General features: G+C 39.7%; 10 protein-coding genes. 2 read left to right on the forward strand and 8 right to left on the reverse strand.

Translation table 11 applies throughout. The features are described from left to right. Positions 1-4 precede the first annotated feature (4 nt). On the forward strand, positions 5-616 hold the full coding sequence (locus GJ691_RS19410) for a TetR/AcrR family transcriptional regulator (protein WP_154370029.1): 612 nt from the start codon (positions 5-7) through the stop codon (positions 614-616). A gap of 580 nt (positions 617-1,196) precedes the next feature. Here the strand turns inward: GJ691_RS19410 and GJ691_RS19415 are convergent. Together GJ691_RS19415 and GJ691_RS19420 are read right to left on the reverse strand one after the other, a co-directional pair. Further along, positions 1,197-2,120, reverse strand: coding sequence for a PorP/SprF family type IX secretion system membrane protein (locus GJ691_RS19415; protein ID WP_154370033.1), 924 nt, complete (start codon positions 2,118-2,120; stop codon positions 1,197-1,199). A gap of 99 nt (positions 2,121-2,219) precedes the next feature. Beyond that, positions 2,220-9,161 (reverse strand): BspA family leucine-rich repeat surface protein, encoded by a 6,942-nt coding sequence (locus GJ691_RS19420; RefSeq protein ID WP_154370036.1) that lies wholly within the window; start codon positions 9,159-9,161, stop codon positions 2,220-2,222. Between the two features lie 825 nt (positions 9,162-9,986). Here GJ691_RS19420 and GJ691_RS19425 point away from each other — a divergent pair. Then, a complete protein-coding gene (locus GJ691_RS19425) occupies positions 9,987-10,310 on the forward strand; it encodes a GIY-YIG nuclease family protein (protein WP_154370038.1) in 324 nt (107 codons plus the stop codon). Positions 10,311-10,581: 271 nt separating this feature from the next. On the opposite strand, the gene GJ691_RS19430 is transcribed toward GJ691_RS19425, so the two are convergent. The 6 genes from GJ691_RS19430 to GJ691_RS19455 form a co-directional block, all read right to left on the reverse strand. After that, the gene (locus GJ691_RS19430) at positions 10,582-11,727 is read right to left on the reverse strand and encodes a helix-turn-helix domain-containing protein (protein WP_154370041.1); all 1,146 of its coding nucleotides are present in this window, start codon (positions 11,725-11,727) and stop codon (positions 10,582-10,584) included. Positions 11,728-12,126: 399 nt separating this feature from the next. After that, entirely contained in the window at positions 12,127-13,056 is a 930-nt protein-coding gene (locus GJ691_RS19435; protein WP_218944472.1) for an SMP-30/gluconolactonase/LRE family protein, read from the reverse strand. A 118-nt stretch (positions 13,057-13,174) separates the two neighbouring features. Beyond that, positions 13,175-13,951, reverse strand: a complete 777-nt coding sequence (locus tag GJ691_RS19440; protein WP_246200231.1) for a ThuA domain-containing protein — start codon at positions 13,949-13,951, stop codon at positions 13,175-13,177. A gap of 19 nt (positions 13,952-13,970) precedes the next feature. Then, positions 13,971-15,275 carry a sugar phosphate isomerase/epimerase family protein gene (locus GJ691_RS19445; protein WP_154370044.1) on the reverse strand — a complete coding sequence of 435 codons (1,305 nt, stop codon included), beginning with the start codon at positions 15,273-15,275 and terminating at the stop codon, positions 13,971-13,973. Positions 15,276-15,637: 362 nt separating this feature from the next. Next, positions 15,638-16,837, reverse strand: a complete 1,200-nt coding sequence (locus GJ691_RS19450) for a DUF4861 domain-containing protein (RefSeq protein WP_154370047.1) — start codon at positions 16,835-16,837, stop codon at positions 15,638-15,640. Between the two features lie 4 nt (positions 16,838-16,841). Then, positions 16,842-17,235 (reverse strand): SDR family oxidoreductase (locus GJ691_RS19455; protein ID WP_154370049.1); only part of this gene is annotated, 394 nt, incomplete at its 5' end.

The raw sequence follows: 17,235 nt of genomic DNA on the forward strand, positions 1-17,235 counted from the left end.
TGATATGGAAACGACAATCTTTGGTAAAAAAGACATCATCTTGAAGAAGGCAACCCTCTTGTTTACAAAATATGGGACCCAAAGCTTATCAATGGATGATATAGCAAATGAATGTGGCGTTTCAAAAAGGACCGTTTATAAATATTTCCAGAATAAGGCCGATCTCATTAATCAAATTATCGGAATAAAAATTACAAGGTTCCAAGAAAATTTAGAGGATATTACCATGAAGTCGAAAAATGCCGTTGTAGAACTCCATTGGTTTTTTATGTACTACAAAGAAGTAATATCCTCTTATTCACCTACTTTCTTAAGGGATTTAAAGCGCTCTGAACTAATATTCTATGTAAAATATTCGAATATCAACAATGAAATCATACTACCTTTCTTCCTTAAAAATATTGAAAGAGGTCAATTAGAAGGGCTTTATAAGCAAGATTTGGACCAGGAAGAAATGAGCCAATCCGTTTTGAACATGTTAAGCTACATTTTTAGCGAAAATTCACTCGCCCATATTGAAAATACATACGGAACGTTGGATTTTTTTGGAAAGCTATTGATGCATAGATTGGTAACCGTGGAAGGATTGGATGAGTTAAATGCACAGAACTCATAAACCATCTTGTAGAATTTATAACATACTTACCCAAAACTTTTACCTGATAAAAACCCCTTGTATTCTAATCATACAAGGGGTTTTGTTTTTTATTTTTGACCTTTTTAGGTCTCGACTGCGCTCGACCTGACAAAACCCTACTGCGCTCGACCTGACAAACCTTGACTTGGATATTTGATAAGAAGCATAACTAAAAATTATTGGTGACCCTGTCCGGTCAGTGAACATGAAAATCATACCCATGAGGTCTCGACTGCGCTCGACCTGACATACCTCGACTTGGATATTTGATAAGAAGCATAACTAAAAATTATTGGTGACCCTGTCCGGTCAGTGAACATGAAAATCATACCCATGAGGTCTCGACTGCGCTCGACTTGACATACCTCGACTATGCCTGCCTAACAATTCTTGCCTTGTTTTTTGGATTACTATTGATCTGGTTGTTATCATTGGTGTGCTAAAAGCCCCTTTTTTATACCCCTGTCCGGTCGAGCGCAGTCGAGACCTCTTTCCGACCAGCCTAAACACAGAAACCTGGACTACGTTCATAGCCCAGGAAACCTTTCCCTCTTTTGGATCACATCCTCAACTTAATGAATACCTCGTGTGTACCATTCGATTGTGACGCGATCTCGTTATCGAACGGTGCCTCATAGGCATAGCCCATATTGATCCAATTCGCCGCATTGAAGATAAACAATCCCCCAATTCCTTCTTCATACCTATACGTGGGGCCTATCTCAACCCTATCGTTAAAACTGAACGCTGCCGTAATATCCACAGAAAGCGGGGTAGCCTCTACATACCTAAACATGGTGGAGGGCTTGAACATTATTCCCTTAGAAAGCTCAAAATCATATCCCCCGGCCAAATACACATGGGCCTTACCGGCTGCATACGTTGCCAAGCCTTCCTCTTCCTCTAACCGATCATTACTTAATAGTGCCGGTACCGACAGGGAAGTAAAAAAACGTTCCCCTTTGAGCAATGCCCCGGCACCTATGTTCGGTTTAAAACTACCATCGATATTGTTTAAATTTGGATCAGATCCAATACCGAATGTCGTTAACCCTGAAAGATTGGCATCATAGGAATTGGCCCCGGCCTTTACCCCGAAATAGAGCTCGGTTACGGCCGATAATTGCAATTTATAGGATACATCCACATTTATGGATGTACTTTTCTCAATGAACGTTTGGTCATTGATGATTGATATCCCCAAGCCCAGGTTCTTGCCCATAGGGGTCCCGAAAAACACACTTTGGCTTTCCGGCGCACCTTCTACACTTACCCATTGACTCCTTATGTTCAGCCCCACTTCGGTGCCCTGGGATACCCCAACACCCTCAACACCCATTGCGGCACCCGCATAGGCGGGATTCACCAAGTTCATCGTATAACGGTAAAAAGCTCGGTTGGGGTCTTGTTGCCCCATGACACTCACCAGTGTTAAAAATCCCAGTAAGCATAGAACGGTTGTTTTGATCGTGTTTTTTCTCATATTATATTTTTTCGTTGCTTAATGAAGGCCGAGTTTTTTTGTGGGAACACATTCTGACCCGACCTTCACCCATGCAACAGTATTGGTTTTTTGTTTTTATTAGTAGTTGATAAAAATCCAGCCGTCTTGTGGTGCTGAACCATCATTTAAGTTAATGATGTAATAGTAGGATCCCGTAGGTACCTTCTCGCTTTTATTGTTATAAATAGCGCCCCAATCATTTTGGTAACCTATTGCCGAGAATACCTCATGGCCCCATCGGTTGTAAACTTTTACGATTGAGTTCGGGTAATTTTCGATTCCGTTTATGACCCAACCATCGTTGATACCATCGCCGTTCGGGGTAAAGGCCTGGGCAGAAACAACTGTTGCGGGTATTTCAACGCTATCGTCTACTTTCTGACTGTCGCTACAACCTTCCGCATCCACAGTTTCACCAGCTGGAGTGTCTGCGCACTGATCCATATCGTTCGTGACCCCGTCATTATCATCATCTTTCTGACTCGCTGCACAGCCTTCTGCATCCACTGTTTCATCTTCAGGGGAATCGGGGCATTGGTCCTCGTCATCGCTTACCCCGTCAAAATCGGAATCTTTTTGACTCTCTGAACAGCCTTCAGCGTCTACCGTTTCGCCAGCTGGGGTATCTGGACACATATCCAAGGTATCGTCGATACCATCACCATCGGTATCGGCATCTTTTTGGCTATCGGAACAACCATTTGCATCTGCAGTCTCACCGATCGGTGTGTTTGCACAGATATCGTTTTCATCTAAAACACCATCGTCATCATCATCGGTATCGGCATTATCCCCCGTACCGTCACCATCGGTATCGGTATCCTCATTTGCATCTAATGGAAAAGCATCTTCGGTATCCAGGGTGCCGTCATCGTCATCATCGGTATCGGCATTGTTTCCTGTACCATCATTATCGGTGTCGGTCTCCTCGTTTTCATCCAATGGGAAGGCATCTTCCACATCAGGGGTGCCATCACCATCACTATCTTTCTGGCCATCGGAACAACCATTGGCATCTACCGTTTCACCAGCAGGGGTATCCGCACAGTTATCCATATCATCTGATACACCATCTTCATCCGAATCAACATTACAATTTAGACCAGCATCCGTAATGGTCCAGCCGTAGGTATCAATAATACTTTGGCGAGCGGTTTCACCTTCACAATAACTGGTATAACCTCCAAAGGGGACATCGTTTTGCAAGGACAGCGCGCTCCAGCCATTCAATAGACTATCGTAGTTGGTGGCTGATAAACCTGAATATTCAAACATGCCGGTCATATCGGTCACATTTCCAATGTTCCAATTACTTAAATTTTGATCAAATTCACGTGCTCCCCTAAACATTTCTAACATGTTGGTCACATTGGAAACATTCCAATTGCTTATATCCTGATTAAAAGATTTTGCACCATAAAACATATAATCCATAATGGTTACATTGCTCACATTCCAATTACTTAGATCTTGATTAAAAGAACTCGCCCATTCGAACATACTACCCATGTCGATAGCACTACTAACATTCCAATTCGCAATATTTCCATTAAAAACTTCTGCACTAGAGAACATTCCTGACATATCAGTAACTTTGCTCACATCCCAATTGCCTATTTCCTGATTAAAAGCTTGAGCATTAGCGAACGTTCTCTCCATATTGGTAACATTGGCCACATTCCACCCCCCTATATCCTGGTTAAAAGAAGATGCATAATAGAACATTTCTGACATTTTGGTAACCTTGCTCACATCCCAATTACTTACATCTTGATTAAAAGAATCCGTGAATCCAAACATGCGACTCATGTCAATGACGCTACTAACATTCCAACCTGCAATGTTTCCATTAAAAACAGATGCATTAGAGAACATTCCTGACATATTGGTAACATTCGACACCTTCCAATTGCCTATATCCTGATTAAAAGCTTGTGCATAATAGAACATACTAGACATATTGGTTACATTACTTACGTCCCAATTGCTTAAATCCTGATTAAAAGAAGATGCTGCCGAAAACATTTCTGACATATTGGTTACATTGCTCACATCCCAATTGCCAATATCTTTGTTAAATTTATAGGCACTATTGAACATAGAGCTCATATCTGTCACCATAGAAAGGTTAGGTACATCTGTGGCATTGACCTCCAAATTATTGCAGTAGGCAAAACTACTTTCCATAGACCCCCAAACCTGACTACCCCATTGTTCTACCGAAAGTAATTTACGGCTATCACTACTATTTAAATCAAACTTTAAATGCGGAAAGTCTCCTCTAATACTAACGGTATACGTACCTGGTGTTTCGTAAGAGTGAGAAACATTGCCCGTATGTACGCTTCCATCATAAGTGTTATCTCCCCAATCTACGGTATAGGCAAAGTCGCCATCTCCCGTTTTTATATAAATTTGATTATCCAGGGAAACCCCATTATTATCCGTTTTCCACGTTGTAACAAAGGGCAAGGTACAATCTTCCCCTCCATCGGTAATTGTCCAACCATAAGTATCGATAATATTTTGGCGTGCAGTGGACCCAGCACAATAAATACTATGCCCTCCACTAAATGACACCCCATTTTGCAGGGTTAAATCGGCCCAACCATTTAATAAGCTATCATAATTTTTTGTGGAAAGTCCTGCACTATCGAACATATTTTCCATATCTGTCACATTGGATACCTCCCAATCACTAATATCTTGGTCGAAAGCAATTGCTGAAGAGAACATACTTGACATATTCACAACACTACTTACATCCCAGCCACCAATATTTTGATTAAAATCATTCGTGGAATGGAACATCCCTTGCATCGAGGTAGCATGGCCCACATTCCAATTACCAATATCCTGGTTAAAGGTCAATGCTCTATAGAACATATACCCCATATTGGTTACGTTACTTACATCCCAACTACTAATATCTTGGTTAAAATAATGGCTATCAGCGAACATATAACTCATATCAGTTACGTTACTCACATCCCAACTACCAATATCTTGGTTAAATTGAACAGCAGCGTAAAACATATAACTCATATCGGTTACCGAAGAAAGATTTGGTACGTCTGTTGCATTGAATATTATACTGGAACAAGAGTAAAAACTAGAATTCATGGACTCCCATACCTGAGTACCCCATTGTTCAACAGATAGTAATTTTTGATGATCACCTTTTGACTCTGTGAATTTTAAATGAGGGAAATCTCCACTAATACTTACGGTATACGTACCTGCTGTTGCATAGGTATGGATGGCGTCACCTGTATAGATTGTGTTGTCTGTTATGCCATCGCCCCAATCTACGGTATAGGCAAAAGTGCCTTCACCAGTGGGGATAATTATTTGATTATCATTTGACTCAACATTATAATCCGTTTTCCAGGTGGTGATGAAGGGGCAATCCTCTCCGCCATCATTAAATTCCCACCCATAGTCTTCATCTAATTCTTGCCGTGCTGTTGCCCCGGCACAATAGGTGCTATTGCCGCCGCTGAATTCAACATTTGTTGGTATTTTTGTTTCCCCGACGGAGGTATCCAAAGTACTCCACCCAATTAGGGTGTCATCGTAATTGGCCGTGGATAGTTTGACATCTTTAAACATATCGTCCATGAGTAAAACACTACCTATGTCCCAACTACCAAGATTTTGATCAAATGCTATTGCTCCTTCAAACATAGATTGCATATTGGTTACCTCACCAACATCCCAGGAACCAATATCCTGATTGAAATTTGCTGCACCCAAGAACATACTGTTCATATTGGTGACATTGCCCACATCCCAATTGCTGATATTCCCATTGAAAGCCGTAGCCCCATTGAACATAGACCACATACTAGTAACATTGCCCACATCCCAAGCATGAAGGTCTTTGTTAAATGATGTGGCACCCTCGAACATTCCCTCCATAACGATAACATTGCCCACATCCCAATTGCCAATATCCCCATTGAAAGCCGTAGCATCTTGGAACATAAAGGACATGCTTACAACACTGGAAACCTCCCAATCATTAAGGTCTTTGTTAAATGACGTGGCTTCATAGAACATTCCTCTCATATCAATAACGTTGCCCACATCCCAATTACCAATATCCCCATTGAAAGCCGTAGCCTCAGCGAACATAACGAACATGTTTTCAACACCGGATACCTCCCAATCATTAAGGTCTTTGTTAAATGATGTGGCACCAGAGAACATTCCCTCCATATTAGTAACATTAGAAACATCCCAAGCACTTATATCCCCATTAAATTTAGTTGCCTCGGCGAACATATAAGACATATTGGTAACCAAAGAAAGATCTGGCGCATCCGTGGCATTATATTCCAAATTTTTACAACCCCTAAAACTTTGATACATAGTCGTCCATTGCTGGGTTCCCCACTGTTCTATAGATACTAATTTATCCCGATTAACATCATCAGGGCTTGACCAAAAATTTGGGTGCGGAAAATCGCCGCTAATGGTTACCGTATAGGTATCCGCTGTGGCATAGGCATGTGTAGCATCGTCTGTATAGACTGTAGTATCTGTGGATCCATCTCCCCAATCTACGGTATAGGCAAAGGTGCCATAACCTGTGGTAATCTCTATATTGTCATTATCAGCTTCGGTTTTCCAAGTGGTGATAAAAGGCAAGAAGGGGCAATCCTCACCGGCATCGTTAATAGCCCACCCATAGGTGTCGATTAAATCTTGCCGTGCTGTTGCTGCTTCACAATAATTGCTGTGTCTTGCTGTAAACACAATGTCTGTTGGTATTTGTGTTTCCCCGGCAGCTGTATCCAAAGTGTTCCAGCCTATTAAGGTGCTGTCGTAATTTTCCATTGACATACTTGTATCGTCGAAGAAATACTCCATATCCGTTACATTACTTATATCCCAACTTCCTAAATTTTGGTCGAAATTCGATGCTGCTTCGAATATGCTGTACATGTTACTCACATTACCCACATCCCAATTGCTGATATCTTGATTAAAAGATGATGCCCGAAAAAACATTAGATTCATATCGGTCACACTGCTCACATCCCAACTGCTGATATCTTGATTAAACGATGTGGCAAAATAGAACATATGACCCATTTTGGTCACATTACTTACATTCCAGTTGCTTATATCGCTATTGAATGAACTAGCATAGGCAAACATCCTCCTCATATCTGTCACCATGGATAAATCTGGGGAATCTGCTGCATTTATAATTAGATTTGTACACCGGCTAAAGCTATAATACATACTCAGCCATTGCTGGGTTCCCCACTGTTCTACAGTAAGTAATTTTTCATTATCTCCGGATTCTGGAAATTTTAAATGTGGAAAATCCCCGCTGATGCTTACCGTATAGGTGCCTTCAGCTGCATAGGTATGGGTGGCATCGCCTGTATACACCGTAGTATCGGTAGTACCATCGCCCCAATCCACGGTATAGGCAAAGGTGCCATCACCGGTGGGTATGGTAATTTGATTGTCGTTTGATGACCCTTCATTATCGGTTTTCCAAGTGGTGACGAAGGCAGTTTCAGAACAATCCTTGCCCCCATCGGTAATTGTCCAACCGTAGGTGTTGATTAAATCCTGCCTTGCCGTTACACCTTCGCAATAGGTACTATTACCACCTTCGAATGTGATTCCTGTTGGTCTTTGTGTTTCTCCAGCAGCGGTATCCAAGGTGTTCCAGCCTATTAGGGTGTCGTCATAATTTGCAGTGGAAAGTCCTGCATTATTAAACATATCGTACATCCCGGTAACTTGGCCAATATCCCAAGTACTTAAATCTTGATCAAAAGCAGTTGCTCCTTGAAACATTCCTTGACCTATTCGAAACCCTGATGGCATCATAAATTCCTCTACAGACCCCATATTCGTTACGTTACTAACATCCCAACCACTTATGTCCTGGTTAAAGGCTGTTGCGTCCGCAAACATGCCACCCATACCTAAAACATTGCTTACATCCCAATTGCCAATATTTTGATTAAAAGCAGCTGCTCCTTCAAACATTCCTGAAATTGATCTCGGAAACCCCATCTCATCTAAATAAGTCCCCATAGATATTACATTGCTTACATCCCAATTACCGATATCCTGGTTGAAGGAAATAGCATCTGCGAACATACCGGACATATCCTGTACAAGACTTACATTCCAACCACCAATGTCTTGATTAAAACTGGTAGCCTCTTCAAACATACCCCCCATATCCGTTACTTTCGAGACATTCCAATTCCCGATGTTTTGATTAAAATTGGATGCATCATTAAACATATCATCCATATCCTCAACATTCGATACATTCCAACCACTAATATCTTGATTGAAAGCTGTGCTTATAAACATGTTGGCCATCGTTGTTACTTTACTTACATTCCAGTTGGAAATATTTCCATTAAAAGAATCAGCCTGTAGAAACATACCTTCCATAAGGATAACGTTGGACACATCCCAGCTATTTAAATCCTGGTTAAATGTTTCAGCGCCGACAAACATTCTAGACATTTCAGTAACATTACTAACATTCCAGTTATCTATATTTGAATCTATTAATTTTGCGTAACCGAACATACTATTCATATTGGTCACTTGCGTAAGATCGGGTGCGTCAGAAGCATTGACTATCATATTGGAGCAATAGTAAAAACTCTTTTCCATGGATTCCCATACTTGATTTCCCCATTGCTCTACAGTAAGTAGTTTTTCACTATCTGTATTATAATCATTTCTTAAATGCGGAAAATCCCCGCTGATACTTACGGTATAGGTGCCTGCAGTTGCATACGTGTGGGTGGCATCACCCGTATACACGTTAGTATCGGTACTGCCATCGCCCCAATCTACGGTATAGGCAAAAGTGCCATTACCGGTAGGAATGGTAATTTGGTTGTTGTTAGATTCTCCATCATTATCCGTTTTCCAGGTGGTGATGAAGTCATCTTGTGCCTGCAGAAAGCCGAAGCTTAGAAACGCTAGCAGGATAAGCAAGGGGTTTGTAAAATTCTTTTTCATAAATAATTTAATTGGTTGTTAATTGATTTGTACATACTTTATCGACTTTACATTCTATGTAGGAAAATGCCGATATTTATTTCTGATGGGTTTAGAACGGAGCATGAAAGAGAATGATATATAGGGAACTTGGCGAATATGGGCCTACATACGATTTGGACACCGTTAACGGCCCATAAAAAGAAAAGAAAGAAAGAAGTTTCTTACAATATAATTACTTGTAAACAAGTAATTTAAATAGCTATCAAACCACATGAAAAAAGGAACATTTTGATAAGCGCCTAGCATTAAAAAATTACCTATAAATATGTGTCCAAATACGATTTGGACACGCAAAAAGGAAAATAAGCGTCAAAAATGAGCGGGTTAACCTGTTTATTTTAAGTGGAACCGTATGATAATCCAAGGGCATTGTTTCGATTCCAGAGCAAAAATCATTGGTCTTATCTCATTTAAGATGGTAATTTTTATGATAGTTTTTAGTTGGTTATTTAGGTCTCGACTGCGCTCGACCTGACATAAATCGACTGCGCTCGACCTGACATAAATCGACTGCGATCGACCTGATAAACCTCGAATTCTTTTGGATTATATCACCATATGGTCATTGGCAAATACACTCGAAAGACCTTCTTATTCCAATAAACATTAACTTGTTAACCTGTCTGGTCGAGCGCAGTCGAGACCTTTTAACGGGTAAGCCTTAAATAACAAAACCTAAATCACCTTTCGTTTACAGTCCATAATGGCATATGATTAAAAAAACCATTAACTTGTTAACCTGTCTGGTCGAGCGCAGTCGAGACCTTTTAACGGGTCAGCCTTATGAAATCCTATTATGTATACATACTTCTTTGTTCCGACGGATTAACCTATACCGGTATCACAAATGATGTGGAAAGAAGGTTCCACGAACATCAAATGGGATTGAACAGTACCTGTTTTACATTTAAAAGGAGACCTGTAGAATTGATCTTTGAACAAGAATTCAATGATGTTGTCCAGGCCATATACTTTGAAAAAAAGATAAAAAAATGGAGTGGGAAAAAGAAATTGGCCCTAGCTAACGGCCAATTTGACCTTCTCCAAATATTAGCGGAATGCAGAAACGCCACTCATTCAGATTTTAATCCTGAGAAAGACAATTGAGGTCTCGACTGCGCTCGACCTGACATACATCGACTGCGCTCGACCTAACATAAATCGACTGCGCTATTGGATTAACAGTATTCCATAAAAAATATTGATTGGTGACCCTGTCCGCTCCGTAGAAATGAAAAACATTCCGATCAAAGGACTAATAAGGTCTCGACTGCGCTCGACCTGACAAACATCGACTGCGATCGATTTGTAAAACACAAACTAGATTGATCTGACATAAAAAGACTGTATTCATGCCAAAAAAAAGAATGTTTTTCTATCAACTATTTGAGCTGAATTCTGTCACGTTCATCGCAGTAACCTTTTTAAACGTTTTACTGAAAGAACTTCTATTGGCAAAACCACATTGCTGTGCAAGGGCCTGCATGGTATTCCTCTCTAAATAACCGAGGGTAATAAGTTTCTTTCCTTTTTCTATTCGCACATTGTTCCTATACGCCGAAAAACTGAGCCCTAATTGCTGATTTAGAAAATAGGATAAATGATGTGTGGGTATTTCCAATGCCTTGGCACAACTTGTCAAATCAAAATCCTGTTCATAGAACGCCCCACTTTCTTTTATACCATTTAACTGACTTAACAATACATCAACATCCAACCCGAACTTCAATTCTTCTTGCTTCGGTGCAGTTGACAATACTGTTCTGTTTTTTTTGCTCCTAGGATACCCATACAAAATTGAAGGAAAATAAATGGGCATTATACCTATGGCAAATAGCACCACATAAAATACAAAATTGACGGTTTGTAAAATTGGTCCCGAAGAACGTAAGAAATCGATCTTCAGCAATTTTTCAAATGCGAACATTGTCGCCAATAAGGACATTAAAACAAATAGGACATATAAAGAAATTACCCAAATAAGCAACTTACGATCTTTTTCCATCAATAAGTTTCGAATAAAATCCAACAATAAAGGCAATAGACTGATTAAGGCCAAAAACTGCCATAGAAAGCGCATTGCATAATGTTGGTTTATATTAAACAATCCATATTGCACGGCAAGTCTTTCCCCTGGTTTTGCATACGCATTTTCAATAATAACATCATATACCTCTTGTGGTTTGGCATAAACATTCACAACATCAACAAAACCGATTATAAAGGGTATAAACACTAGCAAATACCTCCAACGCCAAACAAATTCATCTTTGATCAGGGTTAAAAAATAAAAAAATATGGGTACGGCTATTAAATTATACAAAGGAAGTGGCCATACGTAGAACCATTTAAACTTCAACAGTAAACCGGATTCAATAACGTAGGTTTGAAATGTATAAATAGAGAATATCGCATAAAACGCCCCCAAAAAGAAGGTGGAATATCTATTAACGGACTTTCTGGCAAAAAAGGAAATTGCCAATACCATTCCGAAAACACCAAGAACTAAGAAAAAATTTTGCAAATTGTAGGTTATTACATATTCGTGGTAATAATCGTAAAATTAATTTTTTTTCAATGTAAACAAACTACCCCTAACATTTTATTTCCGTTTTTTTGTTTTACCGAATTCGGTTTACTAAAACCCCAATCGTATAAAAAACAATCTCCATAAATATCAAAACGCGAAAATGTATGCTGTTTCTTTCATTTGAATTTGTGAAAACGCTTAATCGACAAACCTTTTTATACCTTAAAGTAATATCCCGTTGAACTGAACAGCTTTTAGCTATCTATTATATCGAATATTGGCTTTTATATAGGTAAGCATATAATCAGCCTAATCACAGCTCTCCTAAATATCTAAAAACAAGCCAATTACAATAAATTGTGATTTAAAAGTAAAACCTTTGTTAGTGTCTTCTTACTTTTCAATATCCACCGAATAAATTAAACCAGCCTTCATATCTGGCAATAATAATCGGCCATTGGCCTCTTCCAAATAAAAATCCGCGGCAGACTGAAGACCTTCCACCAACACTTCGGCTTCTTCCGTTTCCCCATTTATTTTCCAGACCTTACCTTGTACCCAACTACTTATATAATAATTCCCCTTACTATCCTGTTCTACCGCATCACCTCCCCGAAAAATCCCTTTCAATGGTCTAAATTCGCCATCTTTATGCACCAAGAAATTACCAAGAAAAAAAGCACTGACCATAATGTTTCCATTGTTATCGACCCCTACGCCATTTGGGTTTAACATTAACGGGGAAGTATCTTGCTCAATGGTAATTTTGCCGTCTTTGGAAATATGGAAGATGCGCCCTACTTGGGGTATTTTTTTGGCCTGCTCACTTTCCAAAGGCCAAAGATCGCCATTTTCATCACGCATATAATTTGAAGCCCCCATGTCCGCAACGTAAATTCCTTTTTTATTCACATCCAACGAGACATCATTAAGATATAAGGCTTCTATGGGAAATTGGTCTTTAGATACAAAAATAGTTGCCTTGCCCTTTTCATCAACTTTCCAAATACGGTTGATATCGGAAAAGTAAAGATGACCGTCCAAATAAACGATACCTTTTGGTTCATTAAAACCTGTTGAGAATACCTTAACGCCATCCTCGGAAATTTCAACCACCTCACCATCCCCTTCTTCTTTGCCGTTCATTATGGTCACATAATAGTTACCCTTAAAACCTTTGGTTATACTTTCCGGTTTCACCCCTACTTCTATAGGGAAGGTAATTTGGGGTGTTTGGCCATAGCCAAATGTTAAACACAGCAACAATAGATAAAAATTGATTGACATTGCTCTTGTTTTAAAGCGCATTTTTAAAGTTTTCATGGTTTTATGTTTACTTACTATTAATAGACATTTTATCCTTGGGTACTCATACCGCCATAAATCAAATTAGACCATCCCGAAAAACCTTCTTTATAAAAGTAGGTAATTTGCCTATTTTTCAATATTCATTATTCGCCTTTTTGCCATTTACAACCCAATAAAGTCCGCCATAAATATGGTCTAAGAACATTTGGCTTAAAAAAACTTCTGGTTTGTGCCCTAAAGATGTGTAAAAAGAACGGCCACCATCATAATCTTGATACCAAGCCACTGGGTGTACTTTACCCATCCCCACAAGTGGTGTTTCATCATAACCCATCGCAGGGTCGTAAGAACTTTCATCAACGGTGAGCACCACACGTAATACTTGACTTTGTAAATGGCTAAAATTATACCATTCATCGCTCCAAAGAAATTGTTCGGGCAAATGTAGATTGGACGGAAACAATGGTGCCACATTTTGCACTATACCCGTTTGTAATTTTGGATGATCCTTAAACACCCCTCCAATAAGTTTATCGAACCAAGGTTTTCTTATATCCCCATTGGAACAGGCATGAATACCCACAAATCCGCCGCCGGCATTCATATAAGTTTTAAGTCCGGCCAACTGTTCCTGTGTTAATATATCGGCATTTGCATTTAAGAAGACCAATGCACCATAAGACGAAAGGTCTTGGGTAAGATCATCTGCATTTTGGGTCCATGAAAAATCGAATTGATGTTGATCCGACATCTTTCTGAAAGCTTCAATGGCTGTCGGAATGCTTTCGTAATGCCAGGCATCTTGCCTAGTATACAATAAAACTTTAAACTGATCTTGGGCCCAAGCCCCATTAATAAAAGCCATAAGGAATATAATCGAAAAAATGTTCTTTTTGTTAGGATAGTACATTGATTTAAGGATTTACAATTTACAAAATAGAGTAGTAAAGATAGCTCCAAGCGCGTTCCACACTAAAAAGTGGTGGAAAATTATAATCTTCCACCTCGGCAACTACATATTGAAGGCCAGCAATACCCGCATATTCAAAATAACGGGTAAAATCCATCTTACCGCTTTCCCCGAGTTCTTGGTAATCTTTAACGTGCCAGCTAAAAAACCTTCCTGGAAATGCCTTTAAATAATCGACAGGGTCGGCCTTACCCACATGCATCCAATAGAGGTCTGCCTGAAAGGATACCACCTCAGAATCGGTGTTTTTTAAGAGAAAGTCATACATAGTCTTTCCTTCTATTTTTAGAAATTCATCTGCATGGTTGTGATAGGCAAACTTCAATCCTTTTTCCGCACACATTTTACCAATGATGTTATAATAGTGACAGTAGGCCCTTAATTCTTCCAAAGAATCCAGATTTTTTAAATTGGTATTGGAGGTGGTCAAATATTCAACCCCGGCCTCCAAATGGTCATCAATACAATTGGCCCACCATTGCAATGCATTGTCCCAGTCTTCCCCATTTTTTGGCAAATCATAAAAAGTCATGGACCCTTTGAATTTCAAATGATTGTCGTTTACCATTTTTTTAAATTCACTCGGGGAAAACCCATAAAAACCACGGTCTTTATAAACAAATGTCTCTATAAAACTATAACCAAACCGATCTAATAACCGTAAGGTTTTGTTAGGATCCAACTGCATTTGCTTATGTACGGAAACCAATTGGATACCGATATTCTTGTCCTTGGGATTCTGTTTAACGTATCGGGTAGACCAAAGTTCTTTATGTTCTGGCGTTGTACCTGTTACCAATACATCGGTTTGATCATAGAATTTAAAGTCGACAAGCAAGATTTTGTTATCAAGCATATCGGTATCTTCCATATGCCAATTGTTCGGATTTGAAAAACTTCCTTCACCATGGAACATTTCCCCCAACCCATTTTGACCTGTTGCTATTATTGCATTAGTCTTAATATCATACCCAATGAATTCTGAAAGTATAGGATCATAGTCGCCATCTTCCCATTGCTCCACATTTACGAACATGGCACTTTTATCCATTGTCGGGATGTTGGTCATCCTAAGTAACGGATTTGCCGATATACTGTCCGTTTGGGCATCAATACTGCTATACCAAACCCCAGAATACTGTTGTAACATATCTTTTTGATGTTCCAATGGTTTTTGGGAATAAAGAGTGGCAATAAAAAAAGAAATGAAAATAATGGAAATTGAAAAACGATTGTTCAAGGGAGAAATCGATAAACTCATCATAAATTGTTTTATACATACATAATACAATCAAAAATATCGATTTATCATAATGCCTTTCTAGGAGAACGGAAGCAAAGTATAGCACTTTTGATGCATTGTACGAATGAATTATGGTTTTACCCAATAATTTATTAGTATCCCAAATCCGGAATCGAGGTGAAAGGAACCAAAACGTTTCAATAACAAACCCATGCTTAACGGAAAGGATAAGCCCTAACCTTTTTCTTGGCCGGGAGGATCAACATGGGGTTTATTGTAAAATAACAAAACTTTTAAAACCTCCTTCTCAAAAGAAGATATAAAAAAATAGCGGCCAAGAGAATCGAAATCAACTTTTGTGTCAAGGCCGCTATTTACAAATACTATAATTTACTGACTTTTAAAGGATTATTGATTTTTTGGGCAAAATCCTTTAGGTAAGCATTCCAACTTTCCTTAGTGGTAAATTGTCCACTTTTTTTCCAACCAAAACCTGCGTAATACGTTACACGGCCATCAGCAACCCCTAATTGGACAAATAAATTGCTCTGATCTGTTTTGTTGGTTATATAGTTATCATAAGCCGTCATAGTGCCCTCAGCGGCAACAATTCCCGTTCCTATTTCAGAATCGCCATGTGGTTCCCAGTAGCTTACCCAACCTTGATTCACTTGGGTGCTTATTTCCCCGTCTTTTTCATGGGAGGTTAGCCCTACTGAAACCTCATCGGTTCCGGTGACCTCAATAACGAACTTGGATAGGTTACTACCATAATCGAGTGATATGTATTTTCGTTCCGAAATAGTTTTATCACCAGCTTGCCAAGGGGCATAATCCAACCAAAAACTTGTACGTATGGGGCCGGTTTCCAACGTCTTCCACTTAGTGAAATTCTTTGAGAAACTGTAGGTAGTATCAACCTTTACCGCTATACCGCCTACCCCTCTACTGGAACCGACGTGAAAATTATCCAAGCCCTCTCCGGTATCCTCATGGTAAGTACCTTCGGTTTCCAATTCTTTTTTATACCATCGGTTGATAATGGGGTAATCTACCCTTTTCAGCCAAGCATCAATGCCACTGGATAGGGTTCCTCCCGGAACATTCTCCTCTATCATCTTTTGGGCTACGGGACCGTAGGTCCTAAAGGCTACCCGATTATTCTCCCAAGCATAATCATCGGTTCTTTCAGGTACAAATCGGGAGTAGCAGCTTGGAATCGTATCTTTATGAGACTGACCTTCCTTTAAAACAACTTCATAAGTTTTAGTCGAATTCGCTTTTATTTCTGGCTGAAACAACAAAACATCCGGGGTACCGTCCCCATCGGTATCGCTTAACTGGGAAACTTGTTCTTTCTTCGTTTCCGCATCGATAATGGTGTAGTTTTTGGAAGTATCAAGAGTTTCGCCTTCAGATTTTATATCCTTTAGTTTAATTTCCACGGTTTCGAACGAGCGATCCATATTAAGGTCATTCGTTACCATGAACTTCGGCAATGCCTCAGGTTTTTGGGTACAAGCAGCTGCAACCAAACAGGCCAAGACTAAATAAATAAAATTTTTATTACGGGTTACTTTCATTGTATTATTCGTTTGATGGTTTACCAATGGTGGCCAAAATACCCCCGTCTACATATAAAATATGCCCGTTGACAAAATCACTGGCCTTTGAGGCCAAGAAAATAGCAGCCCCAGCCAAATCATCAGGTTCCCCCCATCTAGCGGCCGGTGTTCTACTGATTATAAAATCGTTAAAAGGGTGTCCGTCTACACGAATCGGAGCCGTCTGCGAAGTCGCAAAATACCCAGGTCCAATCCCATTGGTCTGAATGTTGAACTTGGCCCATTCGGTCGCCATGTTCTTGGTCAACATCTTGAGTCCTCCTTTTGCAGCGGCATAGGCACTAACAGAGTCGCGACCCAATTCGCTCATCATGGAGCAAATATTGATGATCTTTCCCCCTCCTCTTTCGATCATT

It is taken from the genome of Maribacter luteus, from assembly GCF_009674825.1.
In the GTDB taxonomy this organism is placed as follows: domain Bacteria; phylum Bacteroidota; class Bacteroidia; order Flavobacteriales; family Flavobacteriaceae; genus Maribacter_A; species Maribacter_A luteus.